The organism is Alistipes megaguti, from assembly GCF_944320325.1.
In the GTDB taxonomy this organism is placed as follows: Bacteria; Bacteroidota; Bacteroidia; order Bacteroidales; family Rikenellaceae; genus Alistipes; species Alistipes megaguti.
This window is the reverse complement of record NZ_CALUHA010000030.1, coordinates 12,603-29,073: the sequence shown is the minus strand read 5'-3', so window position 1 is coordinate 29,073 and position 16,471 is coordinate 12,603. Positions and strand designations below refer to the sequence as shown.

The 16,471-nt window shown below is 62.2% G+C and carries 12 protein-coding genes; 9 read left to right on the top strand and 3 right to left on the bottom strand.

Annotation, left to right across the window (positions count from 1 at the left end; all coding sequences use genetic code 11):
- Positions 1–47: 47 nt before the first annotated feature.
- The 4 genes from thiL to rplI all read left to right on the top strand — a co-directional run bounded on the left by thiL (position 48) and on the right by rplI (position 2,445).
- Complete coding sequence (thiL, locus tag PUQ42_RS08275) at positions 48–1,085, top strand: thiamine-phosphate kinase (protein ID WP_273372899.1); 1,038 nt, start codon at positions 48–50, stop codon at positions 1,083–1,085.
- 275 nt (positions 1,086–1,360) lie between these two features.
- Positions 1,361–1,705 carry a 30S ribosomal protein S6 gene (gene rpsF / locus PUQ42_RS08270; RefSeq protein WP_087311376.1) on the top strand — a complete coding sequence of 115 codons (345 nt, stop codon included), beginning with the start codon at positions 1,361–1,363 and terminating at the stop codon, positions 1,703–1,705.
- 3 nt (positions 1,706–1,708) lie between these two features.
- A complete protein-coding gene (gene rpsR / locus PUQ42_RS08265) occupies positions 1,709–1,987 on the top strand; it encodes a 30S ribosomal protein S18 (RefSeq protein WP_018694586.1) in 279 nt (92 codons plus the stop codon).
- A gap of 17 nt (positions 1,988–2,004) precedes the next feature.
- Complete coding sequence (gene rplI, locus PUQ42_RS08260) at positions 2,005–2,445, top strand: 50S ribosomal protein L9 (RefSeq protein ID WP_087311377.1); 441 nt, start codon at positions 2,005–2,007, stop codon at positions 2,443–2,445.
- Positions 2,446–2,913: 468 nt separating this feature from the next.
- On the opposite strand, the gene PUQ42_RS08255 is transcribed toward rplI, so the two are convergent.
- The 3 genes from PUQ42_RS08255 to PUQ42_RS08245 form a co-directional block, all read right to left on the bottom strand.
- A complete protein-coding gene (locus PUQ42_RS08255; protein WP_162992799.1) occupies positions 2,914–3,525 on the bottom strand; it encodes a DKNYY domain-containing protein in 612 nt (203 codons plus the stop codon).
- Positions 3,526–3,897: 372 nt separating this feature from the next.
- Positions 3,898–5,724 (bottom strand): 30S ribosomal protein S1, encoded by a 1,827-nt coding sequence (rpsA, locus tag PUQ42_RS08250; RefSeq protein ID WP_273372829.1) that lies wholly within the window; start codon positions 5,722–5,724, stop codon positions 3,898–3,900.
- Between the two features lie 171 nt (positions 5,725–5,895).
- Positions 5,896–7,317 carry a bifunctional metallophosphatase/5'-nucleotidase gene (locus PUQ42_RS08245; RefSeq protein WP_273372827.1) on the bottom strand — a complete coding sequence of 474 codons (1,422 nt, stop codon included), beginning with the start codon at positions 7,315–7,317 and terminating at the stop codon, positions 5,896–5,898.
- A 90-nt stretch (positions 7,318–7,407) separates the two neighbouring features.
- Here PUQ42_RS08245 and PUQ42_RS08240 point away from each other — a divergent pair, with 90 nt between their 5' ends.
- The 5 genes from PUQ42_RS08240 (at position 7,408) to PUQ42_RS08220 (ending at position 16,454) form a co-directional block, all read left to right on the top strand.
- A complete protein-coding gene (locus PUQ42_RS08240) occupies positions 7,408–9,078 on the top strand; it encodes a nucleoside kinase (RefSeq protein WP_122119800.1) in 1,671 nt (556 codons plus the stop codon).
- A 225-nt stretch (positions 9,079–9,303) separates the two neighbouring features.
- On the top strand, positions 9,304–12,135 hold the full coding sequence (gene gcvP / locus PUQ42_RS08235) for an aminomethyl-transferring glycine dehydrogenase (RefSeq protein ID WP_122119801.1): 2,832 nt from the start codon (positions 9,304–9,306) through the stop codon (positions 12,133–12,135).
- A 282-nt stretch (positions 12,136–12,417) separates the two neighbouring features.
- Positions 12,418–12,966 carry an FKBP-type peptidyl-prolyl cis-trans isomerase gene (locus tag PUQ42_RS08230; protein WP_273372824.1) on the top strand — a complete coding sequence of 183 codons (549 nt, stop codon included), beginning with the start codon at positions 12,418–12,420 and terminating at the stop codon, positions 12,964–12,966.
- A gap of 410 nt (positions 12,967–13,376) precedes the next feature.
- Positions 13,377–14,621 carry a WG repeat-containing protein gene (locus tag PUQ42_RS08225; protein WP_273372822.1) on the top strand — a complete coding sequence of 415 codons (1,245 nt, stop codon included), beginning with the start codon at positions 13,377–13,379 and terminating at the stop codon, positions 14,619–14,621.
- Between the two features lie 102 nt (positions 14,622–14,723).
- Complete coding sequence (locus tag PUQ42_RS08220; RefSeq protein ID WP_273372819.1) at positions 14,724–16,454, top strand: DUF4954 family protein; 1,731 nt, start codon at positions 14,724–14,726, stop codon at positions 16,452–16,454.
- Positions 16,455–16,471: the final 17 nt, after the last annotated feature.

The window sequence follows — 16,471 nt, the reverse complement described above, 5'->3', positions numbered from 1 at the left end:
GTCCAAATAAAGAATGTTTGGCTACTTTTGTAAAAAAATTCAGAAACATGGAGCCCAAAAAACGCACCGAGATCGCCACGCTCGGACAATTCGGATTGATCGACCTCCTGACGAAGGATTTCCCCCTGCGCCAACCCTCTTCGCTCACGGGTGTCGGCGACGATGCCGCGGTGATCGCTCCGCCCGACGGCGAGACGCTGCTCTGCACCACCGACTCCTTCTACGAAGGGGTGGATTTCGACCTCACCTATTTCCCGCTCAAACACCTCGGATACAAGGTCGTGACGGCCGGCGTGAGCGACATTCTGGCCATGAACGCACGGCCGTCGCAGATCACCGTCTCGCTGGGCGTCTCGGCCAAAATACCGGTCGAAGCGCTGCAGGATCTCTACAAGGGAATCGCATTTGCCTGCCGCGAGCAGGAGATCGACCTGGTGGGAGGCGACACACGCGCCTCGATGACCGGGCTCGTAATCACCGTCACCGTACTGGGGCACGCTCCGAAACAGGAGGTCGTCCGCCGCAGCGGAGCACAGCTCCACGACCTGATCTGCATCACGGGCAATCTCGGCGCCGCCTTCATGGGGCTTCAGCTGCTGGAGCGCGAGAAGCGGGTCCTGGCCGACGTCGCAAACCCCGAGCCGCAGTTCAAGGGATATGAATACCTGCTGGAAAAGTACCTGAAGCCGCGCCCGCGTACGGACATCATCGAAACGCTCCGCGAGGAGAAGATCCTCCCGACCTCGATGATCGACCTCTCGGACGGTCTGGCCAGCGATCTGATGCAGATCTGCAAGTCGTCGAAGTGCGGTGCGCGGATCTACCTCGAGCGGATTCCCATCGCGCAGCAGACCACCTCGCTGGCCGAGGAGATGCACACGGACCCGGTCGTGGCGGCATTGAACGGCGGTGAGGACTACGAACTGCTCTTCACCGTACCGCTGTCCATGCAGGAGCAGGTGATGCGACTGGGACTGGTGGACGTCATCGGCCACATCACGGCCGAATCGACCGGCGCCTACCTCGTGACGCCTGACGGCGGCGAGATCCGGCTGAAGGCCCAGGGCTTCCCCCAGGAGGCTTAAGAAGCCTCTTTTATGCGCCCGCAACTCGGCACGGATCGACAGGTCCTTGGCGATAAAACCGGACTTTGACGCCTAAGAAGCCTGCCTTGTGCGCCCGAAACTCGGCACGGATCGGCAGGTCCTTGGCGATAGACCGGACCACCACGCCCTTTCCCCGTACAAAGCACCGAAAACCACCCTCTTGAAGAAAAATTTCCACACCAAATTTTTCTTTTCCCGATTTAATCCGTATCTTTGCGGTCCCGAAATGGGACTAACAACTAATTAAACGCATTATGAACAATTACGAAACCGTTTTCATTGTCACGCCCGTGCTGTCCGATGCGCAGGTACAGGAGGTCGCTGACAAATTCCAGGGTGTCATCACCGAAAACGGCGGTCAGATCGTGAACCGGGAGTCGTGGGGCCTTCGCAAGCTCGCCTACCCGATTCAGAAGAAGACCACCGGTTTCTACTTCCTGATGGAGTTCACGGGCGAAGGCTCGCTGATCAACACCCTCGAAACGCAGTATCGCCGCGACGAGCGCGTGATCCGTTTCTTGACTTTCAAGCAGGACAAATTCGCCGTTGAGTACTCGGAGAAGCGTCGTGCTAAACTTGCTAACAAACAGGAGGAGTAAACCATGGCACAGGAAAACAAGGCTCAGTCGGAAATCCGTTACCTCAACCCCGTATCGGTCGACGTTAAAAAGAAGAAATACTGCCGCTTCAAGAAGCTCGGCATCAAGTATGTAGACTACAAGGACGGTGAGTTCCTCAAGAAGTTCCTCAACGAACAGGGCAAGATTCTGCCCCGCCGTCTGACCGGAACCTCGCAGAAGTTCCAGAAGAAGGTCGCACAGGCCGTCAAACGTGCACGTCACCTGGCTATCCTGCCCTTCGTAACCGATTGCATGAAATAATTTAAAGGAGGACAACCATGGAGGTAATTCTGATCAAAGATATCGAGAAGCTGGGTTACGCCAATGACATCGTCAATGTAAAACCCGGATACGCCAACAACTATCTGATTCCCCAGGGTCTGGCCAAGGCCGCTACGGCTTCCGCCAAGAAAGTCCTGGCCGAGAATCTCAAACAGCGCGCTCACAAGGACGCCAAGATCCTGGCTGATGCCCAGGCGCTGGCCGAGACGATTGCAAACCTGCCGCTGACGCTTTCGATGAAGGCCGAGGAGGGCAAGCTCTTCGGTACGGTAACCGCTACGGACCTCGCCGAGGCCCTGGCCGGCAAGGGTATCACCATCGACCGCAAGCAGATCACCGTCGAGCCCATCAAGACCGTCGGCGAGTACGAGGCTTCGGCCCGTCTGCACAAGGAGGTCAAGGCTACGATCAAATTCTCGGTGGTGGCTGCCGAATAAGGCGTCGACTTCCGATCACGAAAAAAGGCTTTCCGCTCAGCGGAGAGCCTTTTTTGTGTTGGCTGGCGAGAGGTTGTGGGGAGGGGCATAAGGAGACGCGGAGAGAAGACCAGTGAAGGCGGGAAGATCTGTGGAGACGGGAGAAGGAAATGGGAGGAGGCGGGAGGAGACGCGGGGAAGAGACCAGTGAAGGCGGGGAGCGGGAGGGCGTTTAAACGGAGAGTTCTTCCCCCCCCCATGCGGAGCTGGAGAGATGGCCGTTATCGAGGCCAGCGCCGCACAGAGCCGCACAGAGCCGCACAGAGCCGCACAGAGCCGCACAGAGTCTCGCAGAACCGCGCAGCCCCGCTAAAACCATCCAGAACCGCGCAAGCCCTCGAAACCCCGAGAGTCACGCAGAACCTCACAGAGTCATACAAGAGCCACGCAGGGCCATCCGACTGCCAATGATTTCCGGTCGGCCGGTCATCAATATTGCGGCAGGAAATCGGATGGTGAGGCTCCGGGGAGTTCGCGGCCGCGGAACCAGACCCGCCAGGCATCACGGGCATAGCCTCGGCCCAGCACCTCGAACGATAACGGAGCGGCATCCGACAGAGGCCGGCCGTTCCAGAAGACCCGCCACGCATCGTGTGCATAGCCGTCGCCCAGCACCTCGAACGACGACGGGGTAACCTCCGACAGGGGTTGGCCGCTCCAAAAGACCCGCCACGCATCGTGTGCATAACCGTCGCCCAGCACCTCGAACGACGACGGGGCAACCTCCGACAGGGGTTGACCGTTCCAGAAGACCCGCCACGCATCGCGTGCATACCCCCAGCCGAGTGTCTCAAACGACGACGGGGCGGCATCAGCCACCGGACGGCCGCACCAATAGATGCGCCATGCATCGCGGGCATACCCGTCGCAAAGCACCGTGAACGATTGAGCCGCGGCATCTATTACGGGGCGCCCCTCGAAAAAGGCCCTCCAGGCATCCTTGCCGTAACCGTCGCCCAGATCCACGAACGACGAGGGAACGGCATCGACAACCTCGCGGCCACGGAACCAAACCCGCCACGCATCCTTTGAATAATTCATCGGCGGGGTTCCGAATCCGGCAGGATACTGGGCGGTCACCCGTGACGGGGTTATGGCTGCAACCGGCTGTGAGGGCAGGCAGACAAGGAAAATCGGCAGAGTCAGCAAGATCGGCAACCATCCTGTTCGGGCGGTTCGTTTCATAGCGGCAAATCGGGTCAATCGGTGCAGTCGGGTCATCATAAGCTCCGTGTTTCAAGGGTCACAAGATAGCGGTTTTCGGGCGGACGGCCAAAGATCGGAGCAAAAAAACGCCCGCACTCAGAAAAGAGTGCGGGCGTTGCTGATCGGTTCGGGGGATTTTCTGGGGTCGGAGTGTCTCGGGATCATGCAGCCATCAGGCCTCCACACCCGCTCCCCCCCCCGGGAAGATTACTCCTCCTTCTTGGCGGCAGCCTCCTTGGCCTCCTTGGCCTCGGCAGCCTCCATGGCGCTCTTCAGAGCGGCCAGGCCGGCGATGTCGCCCAGGGTGGTCTTCTCAACCGAAGCGTTGATCTTCTTCACGGTCGACTTCGTAGCGTCGGCAGCAGCACGCTTCTCGGCCTTCTCGGCGGCAACGGCCTCCTTACGGGCATCGTCATAGGTGCGCAGGTGCGAGAGGGTGATACGGCGCGTAGCCTTCGAGAATTCGATGACCTTGAAGTTGAGTTTGTCGCCCACCTTCGGGGTCGTGCCGTCCTCCTTGACGAGCTGGCGCGACGGGCAGAAGCCCTCGACATTCTCACCCAGCGATACGACGGCACCCTTGTCCGTAAGTTCAGTGATCGTACCCTCGTGGATGCTCTCTACGGGGAACTGGTTTTCGAAGGTGTTCCAGGGATTCTCTTCGAGCTGCTTGTGACCCAGCGAGAGGCGACGGTTCTCCTTGTCGATCTCCAGGACGACAACCTCGATGTCGGCACCTACCTGGGTGAACTCGGCCGGGTGCTTGATCTTCTTGGTCCAGCTGAGGTCCGAGATGTGGATCAGACCGTCGATGCCCTCCTCGATCTCAACGAATACGCCGAAGTTCGTGAAGTTACGCACCTTGGCCATCGTACGGGTTCCGACGGGGTATTTGGTTTCGATATTCTCCCAGGGATCGGGCGTAAGCTGCTTGATGCCGAGCGACATCTTGCGCTCCTCGCGGTCGAGGGTCAGGATGACGGCCTCAACCTCGTCGCCGACCTTCAGGAACTCCTGAGCCGAACGCAGGTGCTGGCTCCAGGACATCTCCGAAACGTGGATCAGACCCTCCACACCGGGAGCGATCTCGACGAAGGCGCCGTAGTCGGCCATAACGACCACGCGGCCCTTGACCTTGTCACCCACCTTGAGGTTGGGATCGAGCGCCTCCCACGGATGCGGGGTGAGCTGCTTCAGACCCAGGGCGATACGCTTCTTGGCCTCGTCGAAGTCGAGGATTACGACGTTGATCTTCTGGTCGAGCGAAACGATCTCTTCGGGGTGGTTTACGCGACCCCACGAGAGGTCGGTGATGTGGATCAGACCGTCTACGCCGCCCAGGTCGACGAATACGCCGTAGGAGGTGATGTTCTTGACGGTACCCTCGAGAATCTGACCCTTCTCGAGCTTCGACATGATGATCTGCTTCTGAGCCTCGAGTTCGGCCTCGATGAGGGCCTTGTGCGAAACGACCACGTTGCGGAACTCCTGGTTGATCTTGACAACCTTGAATTCCATGGTCTTGTCGACATATACGTCGTAGTCGCGGATGGGTTTCACGTCGATCTGCGAGCCGGGGAGGAAGGCCTCGATGCCGAATACGTCGACGATCATACCGCCCTTCGTACGGCACTTGATGTAACCCTTGATAACCTCGTCCTTCTCGAGGGCCTCGTTGACGCGATCCCACGATTTGAGCTGACGGGCCTTCTTGTGCGAGAGGGAGAGCTGACCGTTCTTGTCCTCGGCCGACTCCACGTAGACCTCCACCTGGTCGCCCACCTTCAGATCGGGGTTGTAGCGGAACTCCGAGACGGGAATCACGCCCTCGCTCTTGTAGCCGATGTTGACCATGACCTCACGCTTGGTGATGGCGGTTACGGTACCCTCAACCACTTCGCCGACGTTGACATTCGACAGCGTCTTGTCGTAGGCTTCGGTGATCTGGGTCTTGTCCTGATCCGATACGGCCAGGTCGTTTTCAAAGGCGTTCCAGTCGAAATTCTCGTTTGCGACTTTCTTTGCTTCTTCCATGTTGGAAATTGTTTTTGCGATACAATCGCTCGTTAAATGGTTAATAATAAAGTTTTTGCCCGCGCGCGGGAGCAATCTCCCGGGCTTGCGGAGTGCAAAGGTACGGCTTTTTGGCTGAAAATCAAATTTTTTCAGCCGTTTTTCGCGGCCGGCGGTTCAGAGCGGCCGCTTCTACGGGCGGACGATGCGCTGATGCGGCCGGTTGTCGGGCTCGAGCGGCGAATCCTCCTCCAGCTCTTCGAGCAGCACGTCAGCCACCTTGATGTCGGTGATCGCACCGTCGACATAGTCCAGATCGTGGTAGTTCTTGAAGACGTAGTCGCTGATGGCCACACGGTACATACGCCCCTCGCGCAGCTGCGGGAAACGCACATCCAGCGCGCTGTCGGCGGCATTGGTGACGATCTCATAGGGGGTTGTCGAGATGAGATCGATGCGGTGCGACTCCTTGCGGTTCTCCGTATCGTTGTACTTCGTGAGGATCATCCGCCGCATCTGGGCCGGCGTCATACGCATCACGGCAATCCGCGAGTCGAAGGGTTCGAGGTCGTAGACGCGCGCCGTACTCATGCCGCCGGCCGGGATCGAATCCAGCCGTACGCCGCCGACGTGGTAGAATCCCACCTCGGCATCCGTCTTGTCGGCCACGCCACGGGCCATCCAGTTGGCCACACCCCAGCCGCTGGCCGCACGGGCGAATTCACCCACCGGACGGTTCAGCTCCGGATCGGCATAATAACGGTCGACCTCGGCCCGAACGAGCGAATCGGGGGCGTAGTCCGCCAGCGGGACGATGCGATAGTCGATCGCCGCGATCTTCTTCCCGCGCAGGCGGATGGTCGTGGCGCCGACGTTGGTCAGATTCTTGCCCGTCTGGGTGAGCAGCGTGCCGCCGATGAGCGTATCACGCAGCTCGTGGGTGTGGCCACCGATCACCAGATCGTAGCGGTGTTCCGTGGCAAGGAGTTCGGCATCGCGGTCATCGCCCATGTGCGAGAGGAGCACCAGCACGTCGACCTTCGAGCGCAGCGAATCGGCACAGCGGCGGGCCGCCTGTTGCGGATCGGGGAAGCGCAACCCCTCGAAATTGGCGTCGTTGCCGGCCGGATGGCCCGGGCCCTCGTAGTTGGTCACCACGCCGACCACGCCGATGCGGATTCCGCCCCGCTCGATGATCGTCCAGGAGGCCGGCTGCGGGAAGATGCACGTATCACTCTCCAGATTGGCACAGACCACCTTGAAGTCCATGCTGTCGATCATCCGGGCCAGATGGGCCTGCCCGAAGTCGAATTCGTGGTTGCCGAACGTGGCCACGTCGTAGCCCAGGCGGTTCATCAGCGCAATGACCGGCATGCCGGGAGTCGGGGCCTTGTCGACGTAGGCGTTGCCGGTCCAGCGGTCACCGGCGTCGGCCAGCACCACCAGCCGGGCCGTATCGCGGCAGGCCTCGACGGCGGCGGCCAGACGCGGGAAGTTCTGAATGCGGGCGTGCATGTCGTTGGTCGACAGCACCACGAGGGTCGTTTCGCGGGGCGTGCAGGCGGCCGCAACGACCACGGACATGGCCAGCACCCCCTGGAGCAACTTTTTCATATTCACGACATTGTTTTTCATTTCGGAAAATCGATTGCCAAATGTACGAATTATTCCTATCTTTGGCTTCGATACAGCCAAATTTTTCCGATGAACGATACCATTCAGATCATCTGCGAAAACCTCGGCGGGAAGCTCTCCGTGGAGATGGGGACCCCGCTGCGGCAGATCGCCGGGCGGATCACGCCGGGGCCTCACCCTTTCCTGGCCGCCTTCGTCAACAACCGCATCAAGGAGCTCAGCTACCGGGTCTATACCCCCGTGACGGTCCGCTTCGTCGACATCACCTCGTTTGCCGGCATCCGCGTCTACCAGCGCACGGCGTGGTTCCTGCTGCAGAAGGCCGTCAAGGACCTCTACCCGGGCCGGCGGCTCCACATCCGCCATTCGATGGGCCAGAGCGGCTTCTACTGCGAAATCGAAGGGATCGACCGCTTCTCCCAGTCCGAAACCGACCGTCTGTGCGACCGCATGCGCGCGCTGGTCGAGCAGGACCTTCCGATCGAACGCCGCCGGATGCTCACCTCCGAGGTCCGGGCCCGCTACGCCGAGGAGGGCTTCGCGGACAAGATCGAACTGCTCGACACCCGTCCGCGCCTCTACAGCGACCTTTATACATTGGACGACACGGCGGGCTATTTCTACGGCTCGCTGGCCCCCTCGACGGGCTATCTTGACCTGTTCGACCTCGAACCCTGCTACAACGGCTTCTACCTGGCGCTCCCGCTGCGCACGGATCCCGACCGGCTGAACAAGAACGTCCAGCAGGAGAAGATGTTCTCGATCTTCCAGGAGTACCAGTCTTGGGTGACGCTGATGGGCGTCCCGACCATCGGGGCGGTCAACGCCCGTACGCTGGCCGGCGATGCCGGCGGCATGATCAAGATGGCCGAGGCGTTCCACGAGCGGAAGTTCGCCGACGTGGCCGACGCCATCCAGCGCGCCAACGCCGAGCGCGGCATCCGCATGGTGCTGATCTCGGGCCCCTCGTCGAGCGGCAAGACCACCTCGGCCAAGCGGCTCGGCATCCAGCTGGGCGTGCTGGGGCTGCGGCCCGTGATGATCTCGCTCGACGACTACTTCGTCGACCGCGAGAAGACCCCCCTCGACGAGAACGGCGAGTACGATTACGAAGCCCTCGAGGCGATCGACCTCGAGCTGTTCAACGACCACCTGCGGCGGCTGATGGCCGGCCAGAGCGTCGACATCCCGCGCTACGACTTCATCACCGGGCGCCGTACGCAGCACGGCACGCCGCTGACGCTCGACGAGCGGTCGATCCTCATCATCGAGGGGATCCACGGCCTGAATCCGCGGCTGACCCCCTCGATCCCCGACTCGAAGAAGTTCCGCATCTACATCTCGTGCTTCACGTCGGTGGCCATGGACAACCTCTCGCGCATCGCCACGACGGACAACCGCCTGCTGCGGCGTCTGACGCGCGACTACAAGCAGCGCGGAGCCGATGCCCTGCACACGCTTTCGCGCTGGGCCTCGGTGCGCCGCGGCGAGGAGCGGCACATCTTCCCCTATCAGGAGAATGCCGACGTGATGCTCAACTCGTCGTTGTTCTACGAGATCTCGGTGCTGCGCCCCTATGCGGAGAAGATCCTGCGCGAGGTGCCCGACACGGTGCCGGAGTTCGACGAGGCGCGGCGCATGCTCAAGTTCCTGGACAACTTCATTCCGATCCCCTCGGACGAGATCCCGCCGACGTCGATCCTGCGCGAATTCATCGGCGGCAGTTCGTTCACCTACTGACCGCAGGCCGGACAACCTCCTCCGCCCCTTCCGAATCCCCGCAAAAACGGGGATTCGGCGTTTTTCGCCCCGCCCGAAAAATAGCGGCGGAAAATTTGGGCGTCCGTTGCATTTGTCTTACCTTTGTATGATCCCGGGACGGGAGACCTGAAGAGGCCGCAACCGCCGCCCCCGGAACCGAATACGCAGACAACGCAAAAAAACAACATAACCCATAAACCTTTTATGTTCGACAAATTCTCCGGACGCCACATCGGCGTCAACAACGAAAAGGACCTCAAGGCGATGCTCGACGTGATCGGCGTGGGGTCGGTCGACGAACTGATCGCACAGGTCATTCCGCAATCCATCCGGCTCAAGAAGCCCCTGGCGCTGCCCGCCGAAGGGATGAGCGAGTACGAATTCGCCGCCCACATCCGCGAGCTGGCCGACCGCAACCGCACGCTGCGGTCGTTCATCGGCATGGGATGGTATCCGTGCGCCGTGCCGGCCGCCGTCTCGCGCAACGTCTTCGAGAACCCCGCGTGGTACACCTCCTATACCCCCTATCAGGCCGAGATCTCGCAGGGCCGCCTCGAGGCGCTGCTGAACTTCCAGACCGCCCTGATCTCGCTGACCGGCATGGAGATCGGCAACTGCTCGCTCCTGGACGAGGGCACGGCCACGGCCGAAGCCATGCTGATGATGTACGCCCTGCGTTCGCGCGAGGCCGTCAAGGAGGGACGCAACCAGCTCTTCGTCGACCGCAACCTCTTCCCGCAGACGCTCGACGTGCTGCTCACGCGCAGCGAACCCTTCGGCATCGAGCTGATCATCGACGAGTATGACGAATACGAATTCACGGGCCGCGAGTTCGGCGCCATCGTCCAGTATCCGGCCGCCGACGGCACGGTGCGCGACTACGCCGACTTCACCGCCGCCGCCCACGCCAAGGGGGCACTCGTTACGGCCGTGGCCGATCCGCTGGCGCTGGCGCTGCTCAAGGCGCCGGGCGAATGGGGCGCCGACATCGCCGTGGGTTCGACCCAGCGTCTGGGTACGCCGATGGGCTTCGGAGGCCCGAGCGCCGGCTACATGACCACGCGCGAGGCCTTCAAGCGCAACATGCCGGGCCGCATCATCGGCGTCTCGGTCGACAGGCTGGGCAACAAGGCCCTGCGCATGGCCCTGCAGATGCGCGAACAGCACATCAAGCGCGAACGCGCCACGTCGAACATCTGCACCGCCTCGGCGCTGATGGCCTCGATGGTGGGCTTCTACTGCGTCTACAACGGCCCCGAGGGGCTGCTGCGCGCCGCCATGACGGCCCATCTCGCGGCCGCCACCGTGGCCCGCGCCCTCGAAGCGCTGGACTACAAGCTCTCTTCGAAGGAGTTCTTCGATACGCTGGAGGTCGAGGCCGAAGCCGCCGTCGTACAGTCGCTGGCCCTCGACAAGGGGATCAACTTCTTCTACCCTTCGGAGGAGCGCGTGCGCATGTCGTTCGACGAGGTGACCACCCCCGAGGAGGTCGAGACCGTCATCGGGATCTTCGCCGCCGCCAAGGGCAAGAAGACCAAGGCCGTGAAGGCTGTCACCGAAAGTTGCATTCCGGTGGCGCTGCGCCGTCAGTCGGCCTTCCTCCAGGAGCCGGTCTTCAACCGGTACCGCTCCGAAAGCGCCCTGATGCGCTACATCAAACGCCTCGAACTGAGAGACATCTCGCTGGCCAACTCGATGATCTCGCTCGGTTCGTGCACCATGAAGCTCAATGCCGCGGTGCTCATGCAGCCGCTCTCGCTGGCCGGCTTCCAGAACATGCACCCCTACGCTCCGGCCGACCAGGCCGAGGGCTATCTGACGATGATCGCCGAACTGGAGCACGATCTGGCCACGATCACCGGACTGGCCGCCTGCTCGCTGCAGCCCAATTCGGGTGCCGCCGGCGAGTACTCGGGACTGATGGTGATCCGCGCCTACCACCAGAGCCGCGGCCAGGGCTACCGCAACGTCGTGCTGATCCCCGCCTCGGCCCACGGCACGAATCCCGCATCGGCCGCCATGGCCGGCATGAAGATCGTCACGGTGGCCTGCGACGAGCGCGGCAACATCGACGTCGACGACCTGAAGGCCAAGGCCCGCGAGTGCAGCTCGGAGCTGTGCGCGCTGATGGTGACCTACCCCTCGACGCACGGCGTCTTCGAGAGCCGCATCCGCGAAATCGTCGACGCGGTGCACGACGCCGGCGGTCTGGTCTACATGGACGGCGCCAACATGAACGCCCAGGTGGGGCTGACCAACCCGGGCTACATCGGAGCCGACGTCTGCCACCTGAACCTCCACAAGACCTTCGCCATGCCGCACGGAGGCGGCGGCCCGGGTGTGGGCCCGATCTGCGTGGCCGAACCGCTGAAGGCCTTCCTCCCCACCCACCCGATCGTCGCCACGGGCGGCGAAGAGGGCATCACGGCCGTCGCTTCGGCACCGTGGGGCTCGGCCATGCTGCTGCCCATCACCTACGGATACATCAAGATGCTCGGCGCCGAGGGGCTGAAGCGGGTCACCGAAATGGCCATCGTCAACGCCAACTACATGTCGGCAGCCCTCAAGAAGGAGTTCCGCACCTACTACTCGGGTGAGACGGGGCGCGTGGGCCACGAGATGATCCTCGACCTGACCCACTTCAAGAAGGATTACGACATCGACTGCGGCGACATCGCCCACCGTCTGATGGACTACGGCTTCCACGCCCCGACCCTCTCGTTCCCGGTTCACGAGACGCTGATGGTCGAGCCCACGGAGTCGGAACCCAAGGAGGAGATGGACCGCTTCATGGAGGCGCTGGTGCAGATCAAGCGCGAATGCGAAGCCGCAGCGGCCGCCGGAGAGAAGAACAACGTGGTGACCAACGCCCCGCATACGGCCGTCGAACTGGCCGGCGAGTGGCCCCACCCCTACTCGCGCATGGAGGCCGCCTTCCCGCTCGAATGGGTCCGCACGGCCAAGTTCTTCCCCTACGTGTCGAAGATCGACAACGGTTACGGCGACCGCAACCTCTGCTGCCGCAACTGCGACTGATCCGGAGCCGGAGGGGGGGGGCTGCATGAGGGAGACGCCGAGAGCACAAGGGAGACGCTGAGAGAAGCACGGCTTCGAAACTGCGCACCCCATCCGAAATGCCTCATCCGAAAAAAGGGCGGCGAAGCGATTTGCCGTCCTTTTTCACGGAATTCGGCACGATGTTTTCAGGGAACCGTTTCCTGAAAATTTTGCCTGATAATTTGGCAACTCGCCCCGAAGTGCGTACCTTTGGGCGCTGCAAGCAACATCAGCACGCAAACATTCTAAAGACATAGAAAAATGAAAGTAGAACAGAACAAAATGGTCGCCGTAGACTACAAACTCACCGTCGACGGCAAAATCGCAGACCAGTCGCGCCCCGGACAGCCCCTGGAGTTCATCTTCGGTACGGGCATGCTGCTCCCCAAATTCGAGGAGGCCATCCTCGGCAAGGAGCCCGGCGACAAGGTTTCGTTCACGCTCGAGCCCAAGGATGGCTACGGTGAGGTGATCGAGGAGGCGATCGTCAATCTTCCCAAAAATATCTTCATGGTCGACGGCAAACTCGCCGAGGATATCCTCTTCGAGGGAAGCCAGGTGCCGATGAGCGACGCCCAAGGCAACCGCATGATGGGTACGGTCAAGGAGGTCGGCGACGAGCACGTGAAGATGGACTTCAACCACCCGATGGCCGGCAAGACGCTGAACTTCGAGGTGGAGGTGGTCTCGGTGCGCGACGTGACGCCCGAAGATCTGCAGGGCCACTGCTCGTGCGGATCGTGCGGCGGCGACCACGAATGCGGCGACGGCTGCTGCGACGACCACGACGGTCACTGCCACTGCCACTAATCCCTCGGAGGGGGGGGGCAGTCGGGGGGGGGAGGCCCGAAGACAGGTTCCTGCGTGACGCCCAAACGGACAGCGCGATGCCCAAGCAGGCGGAACGACACTAAAACGAACGGACCGACGTCAAACAGGCGGAGCGATGCCAAACGGATGGGACAACACCAAAGCAACAAGGCGATGTCCAACCGGGCGGAGCGACGCCAAGGCGACAGAACGACGCCAAACCGGACGAACCGGGCAAATTCCACCTCAACGAAAACACCTCCTCAACGGGGTAAGAGCCGGTCGACATCCGCCGATGCCGACAGTCCGATACGAAAAACCGGGGTTTCAATCCGGTTTTTTTTGTCGGGTGAGGGCGAGGAAGGAGACTCGACTGCCCTGGGGAACCACTGACCGTCATACTTTATAAGATGCACACCCTGAGCCAATATCTGATGACATTGTCCGATCCCGACGGGCTGACCCGCACGCTGGGAGAGGTGGAGGTGTGCCGCGATCCGTCGGGGAGAATGTGCTTCAGCGTCGGGAACTCGGCGGCCGTCTTCCGCATCCGCCACCAGGGAAGGATCCGCTCGCTGCGTTGTTACCTGCGGCCGCAGCGCCACCTGAGGGAAATCTACGGCGGGCGGCTGCTCGAACGGGAACTCTACCTCTACACGTCGCCCGACAGCGGCGTATGGGTCGACGTGGTGATCGGCGACTGGATCGAAGGCGAGGACCTGCACACGTCCATCGCCCGCGCCGCTACGGAGGGTGACACCCGGCGTCTCGGAGAGTTGGCCGAGGCATTCGACCGGCTGGCCGCCTCGATGGTGGCCGACGACCGGGCCCACGGCGATCTCAAACCCGAAAACATCCTGGTCGATGCGGAGGGACGGCTGCACGTGATCGACCTGGACGCCTCCTTTCTGCCCGGCATGAAAGGGGAGACAAGCCCCGAACTGGGAACGGCCGCCTATCAGCATCCGGCCCGCACGGCCGCGGACTTCAACGCTCGACTGGACGACTATCCGGCGGCGCTGATCTCCACGGCACTCCATGCACTGACCCTCGATCCGACGATGTGGAAGCGTTACGGGAAGGCGGATGCACTGCTCTACGATCCACGACGGGCTGCCACGGATCCGGCTTTGTGCGAGACGCTCGGGCTGTTCGAGACGCGGGGCATGGCCCTTGCCTACCGCATCGCCCAACTGCTGCGGGCTCCGCGGCCGGAGCTCCCCGACCTTTCGGCGCTGCTGGCCGAGGCGGTTCGGAGAGCCGACCGGGAGCGGTCCGAAGGGGTGAGAAACGAACGGATGCGAGCCGCAGAACAAAATCCAGAAACCGTAGGAGAGGTTCCGGAGTCGGGAAATCCACCGTCGGAAGAGGAGGATTCACTGCCGGAGTTGTATGCCGAGGGCGGCCGCTGGGGCTTCCGCACACGGGAGAGGGTGATCATTCCGCCGCTCTACGACAACGGATTCGACTTCACCGAGGGGCTGGCCGCCGTACTGCTGGGCCGCACGTGGCACTTCATCGACCCGCAGGGGCGCACCCGTCTGAGCTGCCGGGGGTGTCAGGCCGTCAAGCCCTTCCGCGAAGGCTGGGCCCGGATTCTGCGCGACGGCCGCTGGCGGAGAATCAACCGCGCAGGGCAGGAATTTGACATTTGACGGCAAATCGTTATATTTGTAGGTTGTAGGATACGGATTGCCTGCCGGAAGATCGCCATCCCCGAGACCGCCGGCGGCATGATGATTGAGAACCGAAAAGTTATGACTCCATTCAGAACGTTGACCGCCGAGCAGATCGCGTCGCTCGAAGCACTGGGTAATACGGCCGAAGATTGGTCGCAAGTCCGGGTTTCGGAGGATTTCCAGCCTTTCCAGCTGCAGCAGAGCCGCCTCGAAGGCGAGGTCCGCATCGGCTCCGAGGCCCGCATCATCCACTCCCGGGTGCGCAACTGCCAGATCGGCGAGGGATCCCTGATCGAGGATGTCACGGCGCTGGAGTGCCGCCACCGCTCGTCGTTCGGAAACGGCGTCGGCGTGGCCACGATGAACGAATGCGGCGGCCGCACGGTGCGGATCTTCGATACGATGTCGGCCCAAATGGCCTACGTCATGGCCCTCTACCGCCACCGTCCGCAGACCCTGGCCGCCCTGGAGCACATGATCGACCGCCGGGTCGAGGAGCGGCAGTCGGAGATCGGCCGCGTGGGACGCAACTGCCGCATCGTCGGAGCCCGCTTCCTGCGCGAGGTCTGCATCGGCGACGAGGTCCGCATCGACGGCGCCTCGCTGCTCGAAAACGCCACGCTCTGCGACGGTGTCGAGATCGGCGTCGATGTCAAGGCCTGCGATCTGATCGCCGCCGAAGGGGCCCGCATCGGAAACGGCTCGACCGTCGAACGCTGCTTCGTGGGCGAGAGCTGCATTCTCGACAAGGGCTTCACGGCAGCCGAATCGCTCTTCTTCGCCAATTCGCACTGCGAAAACGGCGAGGCCGCCTCGATCTTCGCCGGTCCCTACACCGTCTCGCACCACAAGTCGTCGCTGCTCATCGCCGGCATGTTCTCGTTCTTCAATGCCGGCAGCGGCTCGAACCAGAGCAACCACCTCTTCAAGAGCGGGGCCGTCCATCAGTCGGTCCACCTGCGGGGCTGCAAGTTCGCCTCGGGGGCCTACATCATGTCACCGGCCCTCGAAGGGGCCTTCACGATGGTCATGGGCCACCACTCCTACCACCACGACACGTCGGCCCTTCCCTACTCCTACCTGATCGAAAAGGAGGGGCGCAGCCATCTGATGCCGGGGGCCAACCTGGCCAGCTACGGCGCCGTGCGCGACATCGAGAAGTGGCCGGCACGCGACCGCCGCAAACTCAAACGCGACGTGATCGACTTCGACGAATACAACCCCTACGTCACGCAGGCGATGCTCGATGCGGTGAACATCCTCCACACGCTGCAGGAGCAGGACCCCGACGCCGAAGTCTACACCTACAACAAGACGCTGATCCGCGCCGCCTCGCTCCAGCGGGGGCTGAAACTCTACAACAAGGCCATCGTGGCGGCTCTCGGGTCGATGCTCGACCGCGGAGAGTCGAATCCCCGTCACAACGGCGCGGGACGCTGGATCGACGCCGCCGGACAATACATCACGCGGCAGGCCATGCGGGAGATTCTCGACGCCGTGGATCGCGGCGAACTCACCGATCCGACGGCCGTCGACAACCGCTTCCGGGTCTTCGACGTCCACTACGACGACTATGCCCACAGCTGGGCTCTGCAGGTCTATGCCTCGCTGCTGGGCCACACACCGACCGTCGGGGAGCTCAACGACGCCATCCAGGCCGGGCGCAACGCCCACGCCGCCCTGCGCGAGATGACCGACGCCGACCACCGGCGCGACTGTTCGCTCGACATGGCCGTCGGCTACGGCCTGGACTGCGACAACGAGGAGGACCGGCGCAGGGATTACTTCGCCGTGAGAGGTTTGAAATAGAGATAGCACGTAAAACC